Origin of the sequence: Cryobacterium sp. Y29 (genome assembly GCF_002929825.1) — a bacterium.
Lineage (GTDB): Bacteria > Actinomycetota > Actinomycetes > Actinomycetales > Microbacteriaceae > Cryobacterium.
Window position 1 is genome coordinate 13,957 of the sequence record NZ_PJJN01000021.1, and the last position, 21,270, is coordinate 35,226.

The window sequence follows — 21,270 nt, forward strand, 5'->3', positions numbered from 1 at the left end:
AACACCTAGGAGTCGTACCTCACTCATGCTCTCTCACCCTGTCCAGCCGTTGCTCCATAATTCCGCCATTGTTTTGGCCGCTCCAACCCAGGCATGGTCTGGGTCCGACGGACGCACGACGCTTCCTATCCATGGCCTGTACCACTCCGACACCCGTGTCCTCTCCGGCTGGAGCCTGCGGGTCGGCGGGTCTGCGGGCGAGCCGATCGGCTCAGCTGCTCGCGGCGCTGGCGAGATGACGTTCAGTGCGCTGCTGCGCCACCTTGACGACCGCACCGCCGACCCGCGGTTGCGACTGGAGGTTACCCGCAGGGTCACGGCCGGCCACCTGACCGAGAGCATCACTCTTATTTCCGGACTGCAACACGCGATTGACACGACTGTTTCCGTGCGCCTGGTTCCCGATTTCGCGGATATGCAGATCGTCAAAGCCGGCCTTGGTGGCGGCGCTGCGCAGGTCACGTCTGGGACAGCCGATCTACCCGAGGCCCCGGTCATCACCGTGAAAGAGACGGGCACCGGCATCCATCTAGCCACCCCGACCGTAGCCGCTCTGGTGAGCCTGAGCGACTACGGTGTGCCGAGCACAGCGGCCACAGAAGTTGGCGGTGACTGGTCGGTCACTGTTCCCGCCCGCGGCAGCGTCACCGTGCAGTGGACGATCGACATCGAGCACTCAACGACCGTGGTGCAGGCGGCCTCGGGTCTGCCTGAGTGGGCCGGAGTATCGGTGAGCTCCGGCGACGCACGCCTGGACCGCTGGGTGCAGCGCGCACTCGACGACCTCTCCGGCCTGCGAATGGCAACGACGGCGCGGCCGGATGAGCCCTTCCTCGCCGCCGGCGCCCCTTGGTTCTTCACCCTGTTCGGCCGGGACTCACTCTGGGCTGCCCGGTTCCTGCTCCCCCTCGGCACCGAGCTCGCGGCCTCCACCCTACGGTTGCTCGCCCAGCTGCAGGGCACCCGGAACAACGCCGAGACTGCGGAACAGCCTGGCAAAATCATGCACGAGCTGCGGCCCGCCGCGTTCACGATCCTCGGCGAAGACGTGTCGCTGCCGCCGCTCTACTACGGCACCGTCGACGCCACTCCCCTGTGGGTCTGCCTGTTGGCCGACGCCCACCGCTGGGGCATGGCCGATGCCGAGGTCGAGGCCCTCATGCCACACCTCGAGGCGGCTCTGGGTTGGATGCGCGACTTCGGCGACAGCGACGGTGACGGATTTCTCGAGTACGTCGACAGCACCGGGCACGGGCTCGCCAACCAGGGCTGGAAGGACTCCGGTGACTCCATCCAGTGGCGTGACGGAAGCCTTGCCGCTGGACCTATCGCTCTTTGCGAGGTCCAGGCCTACGCCTACCAAGCCGCGATCGATGGCGCCGACCTGCTCGACGCATTCAACCGGCCCGGTGGCGACACCTGGCGCGCCTGGGCCGAGGAACTCAAGACCCGGTTCCGCCAGTCGTTCTGGATCGAGTCCCCGCAGGGCCGTTACCCGGCTGTGGCCTTGGACGCGTTCAAGCGCCCGGTCGACACCGTCACCAGCAACATCGGTCACCTCCTCGGCACGGGCCTGCTCTCCGCCGAAGAGTCCGCCCTCGTCGCTGCCCGTCTGGTCTCTCCCGAACTCAACTCCGGCTACGGCCTTCGCACAATGTCCACCGACTCGGCCGGGTACTGGCCGGTGAGCTACCACGGCGGCTCGGTCTGGACCCACGACACCGCGATTGCCATCGCCGGGCTCGGCCGCGCCGGCTTCGGAGCCGAGGCAGGTGTTTTGATCACCGGTCTGCTCGCAGCGGCCGAGTCGTTTGACTACCGGATGCCCGAACTCCACTCCGGCGACGCCTCCACTACTGTTACCGCGGCGGGTTCCTACCCCGCCGCCTGCCGCCCGCAGGCCTGGTCCGCGGCGGCCGCAGTGTCCGTGCTCAGCACCGTGCTCGGCCTCGAACCGGACTCGGTGACGGGCGAGGTGACTTCCACTCCGATCAGCCCCGCCATCGTCGGAAACGTCACGCTGAATGGTCTAACCGCCACTCTCCGAGTCAGCTGAGGATGCCCTCGCTCACCCTGTCAGCGGGTCGGCCGATGACGGTAACCATGTCAACGTCCTGATGAAAGCCCCGCCGGAATCCTCCGGTGGGGCTTTTTCACACCCCAAATCGTCTCCGGATATGACGCGGTCATCGTCAAAAACGCGACGGGTGACAATCCATGATCGCCGACCGAATCCAGCCCTAAAATCGCTCGACGACACTCAGTGCGTCCACCCAGCATGCCGTGAGCAAATGCGACGAGCGCTGATGAAATGTAGTCGAAACGAGCAACAATTTGTGAGGCGTCAGGTGTGCTCGTGAACATACCGCGGGCTTCGGCCGGGAGCCTCAAAGCCTGGCTCCTACAAGACAGTGGAGACCGGCAGGGTGTCCAGGTGGGCCCCCACGCGGCCACGGCCGACAAGACGCATTCATGGTGGCGTGTGATGTGCCTGACCGGTGTCGACTATTTCTCCACGTTGGGTTATCAGCCGGCGATCGCGGCTCTAGCCGCGGGACTACTCTCGCCCATCGCCACCGTCATGCTGCTCGCCCTCACCCTGTTCGGTGCTTTGCCGGTGTACCGGCGGGTGGCTGCCGAAAGCTTCCGCGGATCCGGCTCCATTCATATGCTGAAAAAACTGCTGCCGTGGTGGTCCGGCAAGATCTTCGTGCTGGTTCTGCTCGGATTCGCTGCGACGGACTTCATGATCACCATCACCCTGTCGGCGGCCGACGCCACGGCTCACGCAATTGAGAATCCGTTTACACCACCTCGGCAGCAGGTATGACGGTCACGTATTGGGAATCTCCCAACGGTGGGCACGTGCTTTCTGCCCTCACTGACGGTCTCCACGAGGCATTCGCCGTGCTCTACCCGCGGCTCGGGCTCGCGCCGCCCACCGGTTGATACGGCGGGCTTCATCAGGATCGTTGCAGCGGCGCTCCGTTTCGGTCACCATGAGCCTTGCGATACTGGCCCAGCCAGCTGCGCAGCGCCTCGGAGCCGGCACCGTGCGCGGTGGCGACGTCCTTGATCGGTTTGGACGTGTCGATCACCTCACGCCACAACACGCTTTTGGACTCCTGGGCGAAACGCCTGCGTACTGCGGTCATGCAGATCTCTACATTCAGTGAGCCCTCAGTCACAGAGGGCCCCTATCCGAGATATCCGCAACAACTCACATAGAGCGGCTGACAACTATTTCAGATATGGGTCAGTCGGCCTCACGTGCGCGACTGAAGAGAAAGCGACGGCGCCGTGTCCGGCGTTCTTGGTTTTCGACCGCTAGAGGTGTGGCATGAGTTGATAATGCGGGTGTCCGCACGAGTTCAACATGGGAATGCACCGCACATTCAATAATGAATTCGTGAACAGACAAACCGCGCCCGAAGAACGGATTCCGACGGAACCTCGCCTCTTTCCCGCATGTTTTGCACCGACAAATTAGGTGAATAAGTTCGGGCGCAACACTCCGAGCCGTTCTCGGACCCCATTTCCCGGTTCGAACTCTGATGTACAAGGTGCCGTTAGCATGGTCGTCGAGATCCGCGCCCAACCAAATTCCGTCAACAACAAGGCCCTTACGGTCTATCGGGTCGATCAGCACAGCAGGAACGTGTCCAAACTGGTTGACCCGGACCAAAACGATCGAGGGCGCGCGGGAGGCTTCCTCGTGACGAAGAACAACTGTCACAACACGTACATTTTTCAATAGATCGTTCCTTCGAAATTGCAAGACACGGAGGACCATGGACCGATGATCTTCCGCAAACGCGCCGCTCCCGGTCATCGAAACGCACAGAATGGGCCACTTACTGCCCCATCAAGCCCACACGGCATGTCCAAGCCGCGCGTGGCGATCTTTGGGACGACCGCGCGGTCGCGATTTCACGTAAGGGCGTGAATCCGAGCGCATCATGAACTCGATTTTCGGGCCATCGATCCGGTCACGCCCATCGCGTGGTTTCCGGAACATGTGCGTCTTGAATTTGACACTTAAAACACAAGGCAGGACACAAATGTCAAGGGCCATGAAGAACTGCCCACTGGCGGCCATGAGAAATGCCCGCTGGTGGCCATGAAAACTGCCCACTCATGGCCAACAGATCTGCCCACCAGGAGTTCGGCGGCGTTGGCCATGTTGAGCGCGACGTTAGCTCATCGGAGTCACGCCCTGCCCGGCGAGGGCCTGCGTGAGGCGGATCGATTCGCCCGACGTCTGACAGACGTGAGCGTGATGCAGCAGGCGGTCGACGGTCGCAGTCGCGAGAGTCTTGGGCATGAGCTCGTCGAACCCGGCGGGGTGCAAATTGGAGCTGACCGCGATGGATCGCTTTTCATAAGCCGCGTCGACGAGGCGATAGAGCCCCTCCGCCGCGTCGGTGCCGACGGCCAGGAGGCCGATATCGTCGATGACGATCAGGTCCGCGCGGAGGATACGGGTGACGACTCGGGTGACGCTGTCGTCCGCGCGATGGGCGCGCATCAACGCGCCGAGGTCCTCAAGGCGGAACCATGCCACGCGCATGCCGGCCTCGACGACTTGCTGGCCGAGGGCCTCGAGGAAGAACGTTTTCCCCGTGCCGGAGGGCCCGCAAACGACAACATTCTCCTTCCGGCTGATCCACTCGAGGGTGCGGAGGGCCTGCTGGGTCGGCAGCGGGATCGAGGACGCGGCTGGGTCCCAGGTGTCGAAGGTCTTCCCGGTCGGGAACCCGGCCGCTTTGCGCCGGGTGGCGAGCATCGACCGGGACCGGCCGGTGACTTCCTCAACGAGGAGCGCTTTGACCACTTCGGCGGGTTCCCATCGTTGCGTGCGTGCCGTGATCAGTAGCTCGGGCGCCAACGCCCGGGCGTAAGGCATCTTCAGCTGTCGCATCAACGCCTCGAGGTCTGCCGGCAGCGCGGGCGCAGCGGTCGGGACCGGGCTCATGCGCTCTCCTCCAGCAGGTCGTCGGTGCCGTTCACAGGTAGTTGACCGATCGCGGCCCAGCCGCGTGTTCCTTGAGTGAGGGACTGAGTTTCGCTGGCGGTGTGGGTGTCCGCGCGGAGGCCGGCAGCGTTCAGGATCGAGGCGAGGTCCTTATGGGCGAAGCGGCCGTGGATGGCCGCGGTGCCGAGGGCTTGGTCGACGTCGGCCTGCCCAGCGATCTTCGCCAACGCAACGGCTTCGGCCATCTTCTGGGTGATGCGCATCGTGCCGACTGCGGCCGCCTCGAGCAGCCAAGTCCGGGCGCCAGCACCGATCGCGAGGAACTCCGTCTCGGCGGCGCTTCGTGCTTTCACCGCGTAATCACCGGGGATCTTCGGGGCGTGATCGGGAAAGTGAGCGTCACTGATGGCCGGACTCCCGGGCCGGGCCCGGTGGTGCCGGGCGACTTCGACGGGACCGTCGCGGCCCTCGTGGACGACGATGACCTGCTCGTCTAGGCCGAGGCCGTGGCTGCGCACGAACACTCGGGCGCCGAGAAGATGCGACGGCACCGAGTACTGACCGTCCTCGAACGTGACCATTGGGGTGTTGTCCGGAACGCGGCGGGACATGCCAAACGAGATGGTGTGGGCGGCGTCGGGCACTCGATGCAACCGAGGGGTTTCCTCCAGAAGCATCGCGGCGGGTTTGCGGCGGGTGGCGCGGTGCTCACGGTTGTTGACGAGGTCCATGAATTCTTGGCAGGCCGTTTCGATGTCCGCGAAGGAGTCGTATTCCGGACGGAGGTTGGTGTCTTTGGGGACGATGTCGGCCTTGGCGAGCTTCACGGAGGACTCGACCCCGCCCTTGGTCGCGGGGTCCGCCGGCTGGCAGGTCAGGACCGTGACGCCGTAGTGGCGGGCGAAGTCAACCGTCGCGACGTTTCTGACCGGAACACCGGCGACGTGGGACACGGTGACGGTCTTCTCGTTGTCGGTCAAGACGTAAGTCGGGGCGCCGCCGATGATGCGAAACGTGCGATCGAGCGCCGCGTAAACGCTCGGTGCGGTGCGGTCGCGCATGACGACGACGACCCGGAACCGTGACCATGCGAGCCAGGCGATATAGAGGACCGTCTTCTTGCCGTCCATCAGCGGGCCGTCGCCGAAATCGTATTGAATCCACATCCCGGGTTCCGAGATCCACGGCCGGTGAACCCGGGTGTTGCCGAGACGATAGGCGGCGCGGACCTGAGCGAACGCGCGGCGGGTCGAACGGTCTGACCCGGTGTAGCCGAGGGTGACGAGTTTGGTGTGGGCGATGTCGGAGCGGAGCTTGCCCTTGGACGCGTCCATCCATTCCTCGAGCTTGGGCATGAACGCGTCGGTGACCCGGCCGCGGTTGACAGGATTTGCGATCGGCTGGCCGGCATCGCGGGCGGCGACATGGCGGGCGACGGTGTGGTGAGAGCAGCCCGTGAGCTCGGCGGCACCCCGCAAAGATTTGGTCAGATCGTACGCAGCGAGTATTTCCATGATTTCTACGTCTACCTTCATAAGTGGGCCTCTTCCTGGGCTGTTCAATTGCGTCTTAGACACCGCAATCAAACCCCAGGAAGAGGCTCCGCCGTTTTCACGGTCGGATTCAGAAAAGGAAGTGGGCAGATCTCATGGCCACCAACGGGCAGTTTTCCTGGCCGTCAGTGGGCATTTCCTTGGCCGCCTATGGGCAGCTTGTCATGGCCACCGACACACAAAGAGGTCAACATTCATTCTAGCAACTGCCCCACATTTCGAATACTGGGCTCGGCGTGAACAATAAAGGGCAATTGTCGAGGTGGGCCTGTTCGATATTCCGCCGCTCAGCGAATGCGCCGCGAGAGACGAAAAGACGAAAGCAATGCAAAAACAAGGCATACTATGGCCAGCGCGGTGAATGCTCCCGCGCTCGAAACATCAAAGTCCCCGACAGAGATGGCTATTCCGTAAAAATCGTTTAGCGCGGATACCGCCTCGGATTGTCCGTCAGTGAGGGCATCCGCCGAATGCGCGGTGAACGGCTGCCGAAGGAGCATCGCCGCTTGGGCGAAAGGCATCGCGTTCATGACATTCACGACGCCTGCCGGAAGAGTGCCGGCAGGAATATAGGCGCCCGCTAGGAAACCAATGACCGTACCAACAATGGTGCTCATCGTCGCGAAAGCACTATTGGACCGAACGAACGTCACGATAAATCCCGAGAGAGCAGAGAACGCGGCGGCAGCGACAACGACAACGACAACGACAACGACATAGCCAACAGTAAGAAGAAGTTCGGTCGCCGTCATTGTAGCGTTGCCGCGAATGGCCGTATACCCCTGCGATATCGCGACGACAACCACGGTCATGACGATAGCAACGATGAAGCTAGAGGTCATGTAGCCAAAGATCAGGCTGGCGCGCCGAATAGGCGAGACGAGAAAGTCTTTGAAGCGACCGCTGGACGAGTCTTCAATGAAAACGCTCAACGCAGCGAGTCCGGTCGTCAGGATTGTGATCATCGTGATTCCAGCAAAGACCCACGCGTCAACGAAGGCCTGAACCTCAGCATTTGTTGCAGTTGGAAAGCGCGATTGCAGGTTGTCGACCTGCAGACTGCCCAAAACCAATGAATAAAGACCGATAAGGATCAGCGCAGAAAGCAACGAAAAGAAAACCGCGGTCCGATCCCGGAAAAAAATGCGTAAGTTACGGCGAGCAAGAATCAGTGCACTCATGCGATCGCTCGATTCGAGGTCACGGAAAGGAATACATCGTCCATCGTCCCGTGCCGGAACTCGAAATCATCCACGATCAGTCGGTTGTCGCGCAAAAAGTTAAGAGCTTCCGCGGATCCGCCAACCGCGATGCGCGCAGCCCCGGCTGCACGGGTGACCGCAAATCCTTGGCTTGCGCACGCCTCGTGCAGTTGCTCCACATCGTCGGACGTAACGGAAAGAATACTCGAGCTGTACGTCTTGCGAAGATCAGCGGGGGTGCCCTGGACAACTAATTCGCCTGCATGAATAATAGTGATTTGGTCCGCCTCTTCTGTCTCCTCCATGTAATGCGTCGTGAGGAACACAGTCATACCTTGAGTGGAGCGCAGTGAACGGATTGTCTCCCATACCTGCTCGCGGCTTTGCGGATCGAGCCCCGCTGTTGGCTCGTCGAGGAACAGTAAAACGGGCTCATGTATGAGCGCTCGCGCAATGTCGACCCGGCGCTTCTGGCCGCCTGAGAGTAGCCCATACGGACGATCAAGAAAGTCTCCCAGGTCGATCATGTCGGCGAGTTCTGCAATGCGCCGTGCGCGATCGGCTCTCCGCATCGCATAAAAGGCCGCTCGATCGGCGAGGTTCTCCCGGACTGTCAGACTGGGGTCCAAAAGCGAGGCTTGGAAGACGACGCCGATATTCCGACGGATCTGATCATCATCTCGGCCAACCGTCAAGCCTGCGATCTTGATCGTTCCGGAGTCGGCAGACGACACCGTCGTCAAACACGAAATAGTTGTGCTTTTCCCAGCACCGTTTGTGCCGAGAAAAGCAAATATGCCGCCCTCCGATACTGAGAAAGACAGGTCTTTTACAGCCTTGAGCGAGCCAAAACTCTTGGATAAATGGCTAACGTGAATCACGCGTGTTGTTCCCCCGGATAAATGGCCTAATTGTTTCGAGCCTGGGGTGTGACATAGCGACCCCCGGCGCCGATAAGACCTACAGGCAGCGAGTCGGGTATCAATGCATCCTGCGCGATCTTGGTATCACCGATGGATCTAAGGCGAAAACCGCGTCTCGCATCCCGTGGATACGCGACATCAGGACTCCGAAATTCCGAAGTCTTTCGCGATCTGGTTCAGCGGGGCTTCGTGTTTCCGGGCGACCGCGACAACATCACGACGAAACTCGGGTGGGTAGGGCTTGGGCATGATGACATCTTTCCAGCGAAGACGAATCTCCACCGGTCAGGAGTCAACCAAGCCGGGGGCAGTCCCTTCCGCGAACTCGGTCACACTCGGGCCTGTGCGCTGCCCTGCTGTGAGGTGACGCCAATTTGAGCGTTCTCGTTCATCATTATGGGGCGGGTCCAGGAGGCCGCGTCATTGCCCGTAAGGGGATTCTCTTGCACGTTCTCCTGTGTTCGGTCGATGATGGTGGAAGATAAGCGGTTCGGCGGTGATGCCTTTCCAACGAAGACAGACGCAATCTCTGACCTGAACCGCACTCGACGATGAGCGGAGACACCCATGAATGACGACGAACGCTTCTCACCTGAGATTGCCGAAGCGGTCGAGGACGCGATTGTGCGATTGAAAAGCGCGAGCGCCATCCCTTTCGGCGCGATGGTCCTGGGTTTGGAAGAGCCTCCTCAGACGTTCGGCTTCATACTCCACCCCCTCGGCGGTCTGCAGGTTAGTATTGCTGCGTCCGGACCAGAGGTGTTCCTCCTCAGGGCGACGAACGGCAGTGCGAGGGTCGACTCAATCATGTTCGTCAGGGACGAGATCCCCAACGACATGTCCGGATTCACCCTCGCTGTTGTGGCGGTGGACATCGCATTCCGGATCTGTTTGCAGGGGATGCTCGGCACCGGTGACTGGCCGACCACGGAGGCATTCCTTGAGGCAGTGAGACCCGAAGACGGCCCGCCGATCGAGGTTGAGGACGCGTGGGTACGCACAGACGAAGCCGCGTTCACCTACCTGGGACAGATCGACATCAACCCTCCTATCCTGCAGAAAATAATTCTGACAGGCGAGGTTCAAGACCGCTTCGATCAATATTTCCGCGCTCGTCCAAACCCTGAAGTGGAGGGAGCCTACGCACGTTATCTGCAATCAGCTAACGAGGCGCCAGATTACGTTCCCGGAGAAAAGATCTAATCGAGAACATGCGCGTAAGCGGATCCCCTAACGAGCATCCTGGCGTCGAGCGATGACCGCCGCTTGGGGGCGCTGGCCTGCAGTTTTCCGCGCATGCGATTCGACAACGTCGAAGCCGGCGCGGCCCAGCTCCGCGCTGATCGCGTCCACGGGCCACCGGTACGCCGGCGTGATCGCGTGCGCGAACCTCTCGAACGCGGGGCCCTCAAAGAACCCGACAAACAGTATGCCTCCAGGCTTGATCACGCGGCTGAATTCGCGAAATGGTACTTGGATCGCGCCGGACTCGTAGTGAATGAGTGGGTACCACGACAGAACCCCACCGACCGGATTGGTGGCAGCGTCGATGGAATCGAGACCTTCGGTGGCGAAGTCCACGGTGGGAAAAGCGTTTGTAGCATGAGCACTGAATTCAGCCACTTGATCGATTCCCCGAGCGACCAAGCCCTGCTAGGTCAGGAAGTTCGTCCAATGACCCGGGCCACAACCCGCGTCGATGAGGTTGCCATGGACGTCGCCTGCCCACGTAGACACGATCTGCAGATCCGATGGATGAACCGAACTCATCGAGCCCAACAGATCTATGTACTCCGTCGCCCTACCGGAGTATGCGGCGCGACTCGATTCGTTGGGCATGCCCTCAAATCTAAGCAGACCGGATCGAGCTGCCCGCAAGACGGTCCCTCAACTGCCCTTCGGCTTTCGCTCAAGTCGACCGATACGTGCCTAATGCGCGATGCCCGAATACCCTCCCCGGTGAAAATGCCCGGAAGGTTGCGACAAGGTTGAGACAGAGGAAGACGGCTGAACGGGAATACAATCGCGGCCGGAAACGGACCCGATTTTCTCGCACCCTCGTGACTCGCCGGCCCCGCAACGAGTGCCTCCGACTCCGCACGGAAACCTCGCGAGTCGATCACCTTCCCACAGAAGTGAAGCCGCGAGATTACGAACGCTGCGTTGAGATCACGCTGGCAAGGTCAGTTTGTCCAACAGGGTGACACTTGGCCAACTTCTATGTCCCGGGCCGCTACGGCCTCCGCGGAACTCTGCTCCCAACAACGTGAACTAACGCTGCCAACAAGGCTGACTCGCCAGCCGTCGCGGCGCTTCTCAAGCCCGACAGTGTAGCCGCCGATTGGCGGTGATAGCCGATCGAGGTGGTGCTCAACCACGCCGACCCTGGTGCTCGGTTGCACCAATCGCGCCACCGTGCCTTGGTGCCTTGGTGCCTTGGTGCCTTGGTGCCTTGGTGCCTTGGTGCCTTGGTGCCTTGGTGCCTTGGTGCCTTGGCACGCCACACGTGGTGCTCACGAAAGCGAATATTCATGATCTCGCACGTCGTGCAGGGCACACCGGTTGGTGCGAATCCGGCGAGCACAGCGCGGGCCGTTTTCACGGCATCAAGGGTGTCAGATTCCATGGCGTGGGAATCTTCCACATCAAAAAAGGTTGGACCCCTAAGATTTATGCGGGTCACGAATTATCCGATCCTGGCACCACTGATCAAAGGGAAATCGTGAAATATCTTGTAGCGGCAGTCCGACTATCTGTCGCAATACTGGGCACGGTGGCGATTCTGTCGACATTTTTCGACACGGCCACGCGGGCGACGATCAACCCGTTCAACTTTTTCGGGTTTTTCACCATGCAGAGCAACATTATTCTGGTCGTTGTGCTGCTGGTCGCCGCGGTCGTGTCCTTCTCCGGACGGCCCCAATCCCGGTCGTTGATGTTGGCGCGAGGTTGTGCAACAACTTACATAGTCATCACCGGCGTCGTGTATGACGTTTTGTTGGCTGGACTTGAAGGTGGCGTGTCCCTCGCGTGGGCTAACTCCGTGCTGCACATAATCCTGCCTCTCTATGCCGCACTGGATTGGGTGATTTTCAGCGACCGCAGTGCCCTTCCGCTGAACAAAATATGGGTCGCGCTGGTCTACCCAATCGTGTGGATCACCGTTGTCACCACTCGCGGGGCAACCGACGGATGGGTACCCTACCCATTCCTCGATCCCGCACAGGGCTACGGCGTCGTCATGATCTACGCTCTGGCCATTGCTATCGCAACTGTCGTCTTTGCTGCAATTATCTGGGCCATCAGTCGATTGCATCTCGTGCGCAATTTCACACCTGGCGATGGTCCCGAAACCCGTCTCTCGCAACTTGGGCTGCCCCCCATCATGAACAGATGACAGCCCCGATAGACGATAAAAACTTCGTCATGGTTGCAAGCCGGACACAAGTTATATTCCGTACGGCTCCCGAAGTGCAATCTGTTTCATAACCGATGTGAGTCATAACCCATGTGTTTCAAAACACTGAGGGCACAAGACACCGCCCTTCTGAACCGAATTGCAGTGGACCTACTCGCCGAGACTCCACTTTGCGATCAATGAGACGGCCGTCGCGAATGCATCGTGACCGGGTTTGTTCAAGAATGCGTGACGACTGCCCTGCAGGACGTGGTGCTGTACGTCTACTCCGTAGGCGGAAAGTTCTAATGCGAATGTGTCGCCGGACGCGCGCATGTTGTCTCTCTCTGCGTTGATTGAGAGGGTTCGCGGAAACTGGTGAAGGTCGTGACCGCCGGGGAACGCGAGTCTATTAGCGAGTGCGGCCTCTGAACCGGCATAATTGCGGTTCATTGCATTCAGGCCCCAGACGGAATGTGTAATGCGGCGGTGACCGCTAGCCCGCTGCTGGATGTCGTCTGTTCGCTGGTGCTTGGCATGGAAAAACCCGTATGCAAGCACGGCGCCGACCGGGGGTGGACCTTCGTCGATGGCGCGAAGGGTTGCGGCGGCCGCGAGGCAGGCTCCGGCGCTCGCTCCACCCAGAATCACTCCGTGGGGTGACCGCGCAGCCACGTTGCGGTACGCGGCGAGCACATCGTTGAGTGGCAACGGAAAGCGCCCTCTGGACAGGCCCGCACGTGTCTTCATCCAGCTCAAACCCGGAGGCGGAGCAAGTCGGTAGTCCACTGTCGCGACCGTCATCCCGTGCCGGGCGAGCGACTGTGCAACGGCATGCGCTTCAGGCTGATCGAGACCGCCTCGGAAAAAACCACCTCCATGCAGCCAGAGCAAAGTTGGCCCAGCTACTGTCGGGCCGATGGGCGTTGGCTCGTACCAGCGAACTGGAACCAGATCGTGAGAACTGACATCGGTCGCGGAGACGGTCCGCGCCGGGCTACGCAACCGCAACATCGCCTGCCTCAGGGGTATCGGCGTTGTGAATCTTGGGTGCCCATCCTGAGAGGACGGCTGCAGTAGCCAGTGCCAATTGACCGGCATACGGCAGGACTGCCGAAGCGATCGACGTACTGGCGCCATTCGTTCCGAAGGCGTCAGCTATCGGCATCCCGATACTGAAACCCGCGAAGAAGCGGGCTCGGACGGCTCCGGGCAGCATGAGCGCAATGACGCGAAGAACCACGTCACTCTTCATGCGTGGGTCCCCTCCGCGATCCCACTCGGGACGGCAACGACTCGGGCTGACCGTGCGTGACTGCGCAATTCAGCCGCGGCGACCACTTCCCTCGCGGCCGCCGCTCCCTCTGAAGTCAACTCGTAAAGGCGTCGACGTGGACCAGTCCGTTCGGAATCGTCCTCCCAATTTGATGTCACCCATCCTGATCCTTCCAACCGCTCCAAAATGGGATACACACTGCCTGCCGGACGACCCGTCTTTTTCACGACAAACAGCCCCCAGATGGGCGCTTCGCCACTAAGAAAGGCATTCAGCACATCGACGGTGGCCGGAGTGACACGACTGAGAGGAACCATGAAGTGAAACTACCACTATATATATAGAGATGCATTCTCCGATTTCGAACAGCACCCTCGATGGCCTAAACGCACCCTGACGCGCTCTTTATTGGGGAGCAATAGTCGGTCGGTTCCCCGCTAGGTCGACACGCCACCACGGACCTTGGCTCGGCGTCCTTGAGGGTCCGCTCATCGCGAATGTAACGAGAATCAGAGGACCAGTCCCGACTGAATGAGTCACGGCGAGGACCGGGGCGGAGGCGTGCCGGGTCGTGTTGCGGCGGCACGACTAGAAGTCGTGGTCGCGCAGCCAGGACAGGAGCTCGTCCTCACGCCGGGAGGTGTCGGCCTGTTGCCAGGCGCCCAGGTCCCGCTCATCGACGAGGAGGCCGTCGCGCAGGTAGACGACGCGGTCGGCGCGGACAGCGCACGCGGGGTCATGGGTGACCATCATGATCGTGGTGCCGTCCCGATGCACGCCGGTGAGGGCATCCATCACCTCGAGGGTCATGCTGCTGTTCAGGGCCCCGGTGGGCTCGTCGGCGAAGAGCACTGCGGGCTTGGTGGCCAAAGCCCGGCAGATCGACGCGCGTTGCAGCTGGCCGCCCGACACCTGGGTGATGCCGTGGTCGGCGACGTGCGCGATGCCGAATCGCTCGAGCATCGCGTCGACGCGGGCTTCGACTTCGGCGCGGGCTTTAGGTTGTGCCTTGAGCGCAGGCAGCAGGATGTTGTCGCGCAGATTGAAGTTGGACAAGAAGTACGCCTGCTGGAAGATGAAACCCATCTTGGTGAGCCGGGTATGACTCATGTCGCGTTCGCTCAGCTCTGTGAGGTCGAGGTCGCCGAGGCGCACGTGGCCCGCGGTCGGCCGGTCCATGCCACTGATGCAGTACAGCAGCGTCGATTTTCCGGAGCCCGAGGCGCCCATGACGGCGAGGAATTCGCCTTGGCGAACGGCGAGATCGATGCCGTTGAGCACTCGGGTGGGCGGTTCTGTCGAGTGGTAGGACTTTTCCAGGGCGGTCGTGACGAGGGCGGTGGTGACGAGCGCGGGAGAGGTCGAAGGTGCTTCGGAGAGCGTCATGTGTGATCCGTTCGGGGATTCGTGATTCGCGGGACGGGGTGTGTGCATCAGGCGCGCAGCCACGCGCTCGTGTCGCCGCGACGCAGCCGCGACGACACGGCGACGGCACTGATCGTGCCGACGGCCATGAGCAGCAGCGGGTAGGCCACGTAGACGAGCAGCGGGTTCGGGATAAACGCCAGGTTCGAGATGCCGAGACCGGCAAGAGAGATCGCTGCGCCCACGAGAGCCTCGCCGAGGGTCGCAGCGACGGCGACGCCGATCATGGTGCCGATCACGACGGTGAGGATCGCCTTGAACCGTAGCTGCGCGGCGAGCTCGGAGCCGGAGAATCCGAGCGCGGAGAGGATGCCGGAGCGGCGCTTCTCGCGGGCGAGACGCAGGGTGAGATTCAGGGTCGTGATGAGCGCGGCGACCCCGATCGCGAACACGATGGCGAGCAGCGCCGCGTTGAAGAAAGCACTGGTGACGTAGCTGAGAGTCTGCGAGACGTACTCGCGCATCGGTACGACGGTCGCGGCCGGGAACCGGTCGCCGTAGTCGGTGGCGATCACGGTGGGGTCCTGCCCTGCTGCGGTGGTGGCGTAGTAGATGTAGCCGGTGACGATGCCGGTCGCGTCGCCCGCCATCTTGGCGGTCTGGCCGCCGCTGGTGATGTCCTGATAGACACCATTCACCGTCAGGGTGACTTCGCTCCCGTCACGGCGCACCGTGAACTCGTCGTCGACGTCGACACCGTATCGGTCGGCGTTGAGCACCGACAGCGAGATCTCCCCGGCGGAGGGTGGCCCGCCTCGCAGGTACTGGATCGTGTTCCCCGAGTAGTCCCCCACCTCGACGCGCATCGACTCCCACCCCTCGTCCCCACGCGTCTCGACAAGTTCGTTCGCGAACCTGTGCACCTGGGCGAGACGGGAGTCGGTGGCAAATGCCGTATCTGCGTCCTCCCGCACCTGCTCCAGATCGTCGGAGAATTGCAGGTCGATACGCAGATCGCTCTCGGGCGCACCCATATACGTGACGAACTTCGGGCTCTGGAAGGTGGTGAGCAAGTTCGTCGGCAACGTGATCAGAACCACGGCGAGCAGGAAGACGAGCGGCAGCAGCATCCACTGACCTGCCTCGGAGCGGAGGTCGACGAGCGAGATTCGACGGCCCAGGTCGCCGCCCCTGTACGAGGTAAACGCCGAGCGGCGCACCCGGCGGGCAAGCCGCTTCCCGCGTCGGGCGGTTTGCCGCTCGTTGAGCGTCGAGCCGTGCACGAGAGCGCCAACGACCTCGATGCGATTGATCAACCGCAGCACGTGGCGGCAGATTGCGATGACGACGAGAAACACCAGCACGAGCGCGGCAATCGGGGCCAAGAAAGTCAGGGCTGTGACGGGGGCGGTGGCGTAGCTCGCCTGCATGCCGCTGGTGAGCGCCCGCGACGCGACGATCGCGAGCCCGCCGCCGATGACGCAGGCGATGAGCGTCATCGCGCTGTACTTCGACAGATACAGACCGGAGATGGTCGAGTTCGGCAGGCCGATCGCCTTCATCGCGCCGATTTGATGAACCTCGTCCTGCAACCTGCCGCGGATGACGAAGCGCACGTTGAGGAGGGCGATAGCGATGAGCAGAAGGCTCACGAACATCAATGCGATCGCGACCAGGCCGTCGCTGATGGCGTTGATGATGCGGATCATGTCGCCGGTGACGGCCTGCCCGTTCTTTGGCAATGACTGATCCGACTCGTAGGCGGCCTGAAAATTGCTCGTCTGTGCCGGGTCGGCGAGCCGATACTCGACGATGATCTCGGGACTGCCACCGCTCGTGTGCAGTCGCTCGAAATCGGCGTCGGAGACGAGGAACCGCGTCGCGGAGGAGAGTGATGACGCCATTTGCGAATCGCGCACGAAGCCCGCGATGACGAAGCTCTCGATGCCGACATCGGTACGGATGCGCAGTTCGTCACCAGCTTGCAGCCCGAAGCGCTGCTGATAGGCGACCGGTACGAAGGTCTCGCCGTCAGCCGGGTACGCGATGGTGCTGTCGGCATCGAGGAGGAAGTCGAACGCGGTGTTTTGCGTGACGAAGAGGTTGTCGATGAGGCTCTTCGACAGGGTGCCGGACTCCGTCGTGCCCGGGCGGGCCCAAGCGAGCACGGCGCTGTCGTAACCGACCATGTCCTCGATGAGCCAGGAGTCGATCTCCGGATGCGCGGTGGCGAAGGCATCCAGTGCCGCTTTGTCGTAGGCACCCTTATGCATTTGCAAGAAGTGCGGCGGCTTGGCCTGATCGAACAGGGCGTTCACCGAGCCGAGCGTGCGCTCCATCACCATCGCACCACTCGCCATGAGAAAGGCGCTGAAGACGAGGACCACGAGCAAAGCGATGTTGACGCCGGGGTTCTTGCGCAGGTCGTTGAGCGTGTACTTGAAGTGCATGTGCTGCGGTGCCTCCGACGACAAGACCCCGATACCGGGGATTTGGAGCGACATCCAGGTGAGTACCCAGTGATATGCGATGTCGAGATCGATGTTGAATAATTCGACGCCGGCGACATTCCGCGTCTCCCTGCGTTTGCGCAGCGCGTGGGTCCACAGTCCGCTGAGACCGTAGATGTACAGGATATCGAGGACCCCCTCCCAGAAATTACCCTGGAACAAGATGTCCAGGACGCCCTCTCGACGACCGGCGACCAGAGAGATACCGCGGGCCGACACGGCCGGAGGAGCAAGACTCCATATGGCGAGAACCAACAAAGGGCATACGCGAGCGGCCGAAAAAGTCAGCAACCACCCCTGTCAGGAAGCGCGATTTGCGGATACTCTTCGCCGCAGGCGCGCGTGCGTGCGCTCAATGCCAATGCATTTGGCTGAAGGCTACGTATCAACGCTGTCGCACTAATCGTCGGGATCGTCCCGATGGGCGAAAACCCATAGGAGTGAATCGTGAAGAAGAACATCAAACTGGTGATCGGCGCGAGCGCAGCCGCGCTAATCGCCGTGTCGTTGGGCGCTGCACCGGCATCAGCGCATGTGCCGAAATCGGTGCGCGGTAACGTCGTGCTGACCGCCCACCTCACGGAGCTGAACGACTCGGGAGCGTCGGGTAAGGCGGTCGCCATTGTTCGCGGCGAGACAATCCGGGCGATCGGAATCCGCGCGCGGGGTTTGACGCCCGACGCTCCCCACGCCCAGCACATCCACTATGGCGAACAGGCCATGAACGAATGCCCCACGCTGAAGTTGGACAAAAACGGCGACGGGCGACTGAACACCGTCGAGGGGGTACCGGCCTACGGCCCCGTTGTGGTGTCCCTGAACACCAGCGGAGACACCACGCCGGCCAGTTTCCTCGACGTTACCCGGTTCCCCGTCGCGAAAAACGGCGCCTATAGCTACCTTCGCACCAACATCCGCTTCACGGACGTAGCCGGAATCGGATACCCAGGAGCCGAGGGGCTCGGCACCGCCGCGCAAATCGCCGAAGCCATCCGCGACGGCGAGGGCGTCGTAGTCATCCACGGAAACGACTACGACGGCAACGGCGCGTACAACCTCAGCGATCCCGAGGGTGCGAGCGAACTCAACCCAGCTCTCCCCGCCGAGGTAACCGACCCGGTCGCCTGCGGAGTACTGCGCTAGCTGCGAGAGCCCGGCCAAGACTGAGGTCCAGGCACCGTGCGAGCGCCCACAGCGCCGCACGGTCCTGGACCTCACCCTTTGACAGAAGGTCAAGACCCTAGCTCGCCTGCCCCAGCGCCCTGTCTTCCTGGTGCATCTTTTCCTGTCTCCCCGAGAAGGCTAGCCCCGGCGTCACGAGTGACCTACCTTGGTAGCAGTGGCATACCCCGGCGGTGAGTTCATACCGCGACGAATGTCGGCGGGCGCCGCTATCGAGTAAGGGAGCTCACCGTGGCATACAACGTCGCACAGAAACTCATCGCATCACACCTGGTCTCCGGGGAGATGGTGCCGGGAACCGAAATCGGCCTGCACATCGACCAGACCCTGACCCAGGACGCGACCGGCACCCTGGTCATGCTGGAGTTGGAGGCGTTGGGACTGGATCGCGCTCGCACGGAGGTTTCCGTGCAGTACGTCGACCACAACCTGTTGCAGGCCGATAGTAAGAACGCGGAAGACCACGACTTTCTCCGCTCCGCCTGCCAACGGTTCGGCCTGTGGTTTTCGAAGGCCGGCAACGGGGTGTCACACCCCACGCACATGCAGCGCTTCGGTATCCCCGGCAAGACCATGGTCGGCTCCGACAGCCACACCCCGGCCGCCGGCTCACTGGGGATGCTGGCCATCGGCGTCGGCGGCACCGAGGTAGCCCTGGCCATAGCCGGCGAGCCCTTGTACATCAGGATGCCCGAAATCTGGGGTGTCAAGCTCACCGGACAACTGCCGCCGTGGACCAGCGCCAAAGACGTCATCCTCGAAATGCTGCGCCGGCACGGCGTCAAGGGCGGCGTCAATCGGATCGTCGAGTACTACGGCCCCGGCCTCGCAACCCTGACCGCGATGGATCGGCACGTGATCGCCAATATGGGCGCCGAACTGGGCGCGACCACCACCATCTTCCCGGCCGATGATCAAGTGCGAACCTTTCTGCGCGCCGAACAGCGCGAGCAGGATTTCACCGAACTGCTCGCGGACGAGAATGCGACCTACGACGTGACCGAGGAGATTGACCTGGCTGCGATCGTGCCATTGATCGCGCTTCCCAGCTCGCCCGGCAACGTCGTGCCGGTACGCGAAGTGGTGGGGCGCCCGGTGGAACAGGTCGTGATCGGGTCCTCCGCGAATCCGGGCTTGCGTGATTTCGCGATCGTTGCCGCGATCACTAAGGGGCGGCAGGCATTTCCCGGCCTGTCCCTCGACGTCAATCCCAGCTCCCGGCAGATTCTGCAGGACCTCACCATCATGGGGGCCACCCTGGATTTGATCGGGGCGGGCGCCCGGCTGCATCAGTCCGGCTGCATGGGTTGCATCGGCATGGGCCAGGCCCCGGCGAATGGCAGTATCAGCCTGCGAACGATGCCGCGCAACTTTCCCGGTCGCTCGGGCACCCAGGAAGACTCGGTCTATCTGTGTTCGCCGGAGACGGCAGCCGCCGCCGCGCTGACAGGACAGATCACCGATCCGCGCGATTTGCCCGGCCTCTTCGGCTTGGAGTACCCCCAGATCACCCTTCCGGCGGTGTCGAGCGTGAACCTGGCGATGCTCGAGAAGCCCTTATCGCCGGAGGAATCCATCGGGGTGCATCTGATCAAGGGCGAAAACATCTCTTCGCTGCCGGTCTTCGAACCGCTTTCCGAGCGCATCGAGGCACCCGTCGCCCTGATCGTGGGCGATGACATATCAACGGATGAGATCCTGCCGGCGGGTGCGCGCGTGCTTCCTTTCCGCAGCAACGTTCCCAAGCTCGCCGAGTTCACCTTCGACCAAGTCGACCCGACCTACCCGACTCGCGCCGCCCTCACCCGGGATACGACCGGCCACATGATCGTTGCAGGGGCCAATTATGGGCAGGGCTCGTCTCGAGAGCACGCCGCGATCACCCCGCGCTTTCTCGGACTGCGGGTGGTGCTGGCCGTCTCGTTCGCACGCATCCACTGGCAGAACCTGGCCAACTTCGGCGCGCTGGCGCTCCAGTTCGCGGATCCGGCAGATCACGATCGCATCGCGCAGGATGACGTGCTCGTGCTCGACGGGATCCGGGAGGCCCTCTCCACCGGAACGGAGATCCTCGTGCGCAATACAACCCGTGACGAGGTCTACTCCGTGCGCCACGAACTCTCGACCCGGCAGATCGAAATGCTCCTCGTCGGTGGTCTCATCCCGTGGCTGCGCACCCGGAGCGCGCGCGGAGCCGTCAATCCCGTGGAAACCAAATAGACCCGCACCGTTTGGTTTCCCCAGGACTAAAGGCGCTGTGCGCCCTAACCGGCCGCACCAGCCAGCCACACACGACGATCACAGTACCGTTGACATGCGCGCAGCGGTAGCGGAGCATGAGGGAAATGAAAGTTGAGAACGACATGCAAAAGAAGTCGCTCACCGCACTCGTGCGCCACCATCTCAATCACGCACGGGACGCATCCAGTGGTCGCAGCGCGGAGACCGTATACGGCGGCCACGCGCACGTCCTCCGCCAAACGCTGATCGCTCTGCGTGCCGGTCAACACCTCGGAGAACACGACAACCTGGCCGAAGCGACCGTGCAGGTCCTCGAGGGGCGGGTCGTTCTCACCTCGGATGGTGCATCGTGGTCTGGATGGCGCGGGGACCTGATCACGATGCCGCCGGGCCGCAACTCGCTGGAGGCTGTCGAGGACGCGGTCATCTTGCTCACCGTAGCCAAGCTCATCGCTCCGGCGGCGTCCTGAGCCGAATGCACTCGGCCGGTCGACGGCAGATGGTGCCGCTGACGGGACTACTTTTCGAAGAGCACCAACGGACTACTTTTCAACGAGCGTCGACAGGCCATGTAGCTCGACTCAGCTAGGCCCAGCCCACAACGAAAAACGGGCGGGTCGAATGCCGAAGCACCCGACCCGCCCGA

At 62.1% G+C, this 21,270-nt stretch carries 18 protein-coding genes and 2 pseudogenes; 8 read left to right on the forward strand and 12 right to left on the reverse strand.

Annotated elements, in window-relative coordinates; genetic code table 11:
• Positions 1-25: 25 nt before the first annotated feature.
• The 3 genes and pseudogenes from CXY74_RS01170 (at position 26) to CXY74_RS18150 (ending at position 2,949) form a co-directional block, all read left to right on the forward strand.
• Positions 26-2,056, forward strand: coding sequence for a glycogen debranching N-terminal domain-containing protein (locus CXY74_RS01170; RefSeq protein WP_104198737.1), 2,031 nt, complete (start codon positions 26-28; stop codon positions 2,054-2,056).
• A 276-nt stretch (positions 2,057-2,332) separates the two neighbouring features.
• A pseudogene (locus CXY74_RS01175) lies at positions 2,333-2,812 on the forward strand (amino acid transporter); the annotation flags it as partial.
• Positions 2,813-2,826: 14 nt separating this feature from the next.
• Positions 2,827-2,949, forward strand: a complete 123-nt coding sequence (locus tag CXY74_RS18150) for a hypothetical protein (protein ID WP_255409505.1) — start codon at positions 2,827-2,829, stop codon at positions 2,947-2,949.
• A 14-nt stretch (positions 2,950-2,963) separates the two neighbouring features.
• Here the strand turns inward: CXY74_RS18150 and CXY74_RS01180 are convergent, their stop codons facing one another.
• The 6 genes and pseudogenes from CXY74_RS01180 to CXY74_RS17445 all read right to left on the reverse strand — a co-directional run.
• Positions 2,964-3,155, reverse strand: a complete 192-nt coding sequence (locus tag CXY74_RS01180) for a transposase (RefSeq protein ID WP_104198738.1) — start codon at positions 3,153-3,155, stop codon at positions 2,964-2,966.
• Between the two features lie 1,040 nt (positions 3,156-4,195).
• Positions 4,196-4,975: an IS21-like element helper ATPase IstB gene (gene istB, locus CXY74_RS01190; protein WP_104198740.1), complete on the reverse strand. Its 780-nt coding sequence runs from the start codon at positions 4,973-4,975 to the stop codon at positions 4,196-4,198.
• On the reverse strand, positions 4,972-6,510 hold the full coding sequence (gene istA / locus CXY74_RS01195) for an IS21 family transposase (protein ID WP_146070007.1): 1,539 nt from the start codon (positions 6,508-6,510) through the stop codon (positions 4,972-4,974). The genes istB and istA overlap by 4 nt, the downstream gene beginning before the upstream one ends.
• A 305-nt stretch (positions 6,511-6,815) precedes the next feature.
• Complete coding sequence (locus CXY74_RS01200) at positions 6,816-7,709, reverse strand: ABC transporter permease (RefSeq protein WP_104198741.1); 894 nt, start codon at positions 7,707-7,709, stop codon at positions 6,816-6,818.
• Complete coding sequence (locus tag CXY74_RS01205) at positions 7,706-8,611, reverse strand: ABC transporter ATP-binding protein (RefSeq protein WP_233193095.1); 906 nt, start codon at positions 8,609-8,611, stop codon at positions 7,706-7,708. Before CXY74_RS01205 ends, CXY74_RS01200 begins: the two co-directional genes overlap by 4 nt.
• A gap of 183 nt (positions 8,612-8,794) precedes the next feature.
• Positions 8,795-8,902: pseudogene (locus CXY74_RS17445) on the reverse strand (transposase); the annotation flags it as partial.
• Positions 8,903-9,220: 318 nt separating this feature from the next.
• Here CXY74_RS17445 and CXY74_RS01210 point away from each other — a divergent pair.
• Positions 9,221-9,856: a hypothetical protein gene (locus CXY74_RS01210; protein ID WP_104198743.1), complete on the forward strand. Its 636-nt coding sequence runs from the start codon at positions 9,221-9,223 to the stop codon at positions 9,854-9,856.
• Between the two features lie 27 nt (positions 9,857-9,883).
• Here CXY74_RS01210 and CXY74_RS17825 read toward each other — a convergent pair whose 3' ends face one another.
• The gene (locus CXY74_RS17825; RefSeq protein WP_233193096.1) at positions 9,884-10,234 is read right to left on the reverse strand and encodes a hypothetical protein; all 351 of its coding nucleotides are present in this window, start codon (positions 10,232-10,234) and stop codon (positions 9,884-9,886) included.
• 925 nt (positions 10,235-11,159) lie between these two features.
• Here CXY74_RS17825 and CXY74_RS01220 point away from each other — a divergent pair.
• Positions 11,160-12,050, forward strand: a complete 891-nt coding sequence (locus CXY74_RS01220; RefSeq protein ID WP_199183105.1) for a Pr6Pr family membrane protein — start codon at positions 11,160-11,162, stop codon at positions 12,048-12,050.
• 171 nt (positions 12,051-12,221) lie between these two features.
• Here the strand turns inward: CXY74_RS01220 and CXY74_RS01225 are convergent, their stop codons facing one another.
• The 5 genes from CXY74_RS01225 to CXY74_RS01240 form a co-directional block, all read right to left on the reverse strand.
• Positions 12,222-13,151 carry an alpha/beta hydrolase gene (locus CXY74_RS01225; RefSeq protein ID WP_370446110.1) on the reverse strand — a complete coding sequence of 310 codons (930 nt, stop codon included), beginning with the start codon at positions 13,149-13,151 and terminating at the stop codon, positions 12,222-12,224.
• Positions 13,048-13,305, reverse strand: a complete 258-nt coding sequence (locus CXY74_RS17450; RefSeq protein WP_158252263.1) for a hypothetical protein — start codon at positions 13,303-13,305, stop codon at positions 13,048-13,050. Before CXY74_RS17450 ends, CXY74_RS01225 begins: the two co-directional genes overlap by 104 nt.
• On the reverse strand, positions 13,302-13,643 hold the full coding sequence (locus CXY74_RS01230; protein ID WP_104198745.1) for a PadR family transcriptional regulator: 342 nt from the start codon (positions 13,641-13,643) through the stop codon (positions 13,302-13,304). Before CXY74_RS01230 ends, CXY74_RS17450 begins: the two co-directional genes overlap by 4 nt.
• Positions 13,644-13,914: 271 nt before the next feature.
• Positions 13,915-14,712, reverse strand: a complete 798-nt coding sequence (locus CXY74_RS01235) for an ABC transporter ATP-binding protein (protein WP_104198746.1) — start codon at positions 14,710-14,712, stop codon at positions 13,915-13,917.
• Between the two features lie 47 nt (positions 14,713-14,759).
• Positions 14,760-17,459 carry an FtsX-like permease family protein gene (locus CXY74_RS01240; RefSeq protein WP_233193101.1) on the reverse strand — a complete coding sequence of 900 codons (2,700 nt, stop codon included), beginning with the start codon at positions 17,457-17,459 and terminating at the stop codon, positions 14,760-14,762.
• 189 nt (positions 17,460-17,648) lie between these two features.
• Here CXY74_RS01240 and CXY74_RS01245 point away from each other — a divergent pair, with 189 nt between their 5' ends.
• From CXY74_RS01245 to CXY74_RS01255, 3 genes are all read left to right on the forward strand, one after another.
• Positions 17,649-18,344 (forward strand): hypothetical protein, encoded by a 696-nt coding sequence (locus CXY74_RS01245; RefSeq protein ID WP_104198747.1) that lies wholly within the window; start codon positions 17,649-17,651, stop codon positions 18,342-18,344.
• Positions 18,345-18,614: 270 nt separating this feature from the next.
• On the forward strand, positions 18,615-20,603 hold the full coding sequence (locus CXY74_RS01250; protein WP_104198748.1) for an aconitate hydratase: 1,989 nt from the start codon (positions 18,615-18,617) through the stop codon (positions 20,601-20,603).
• A gap of 125 nt (positions 20,604-20,728) precedes the next feature.
• Positions 20,729-21,094, forward strand: a complete 366-nt coding sequence (locus CXY74_RS01255; RefSeq protein WP_233193103.1) for a cupin domain-containing protein — start codon at positions 20,729-20,731, stop codon at positions 21,092-21,094.
• The last annotated feature ends 176 nt before the right edge of the window (positions 21,095-21,270 follow it).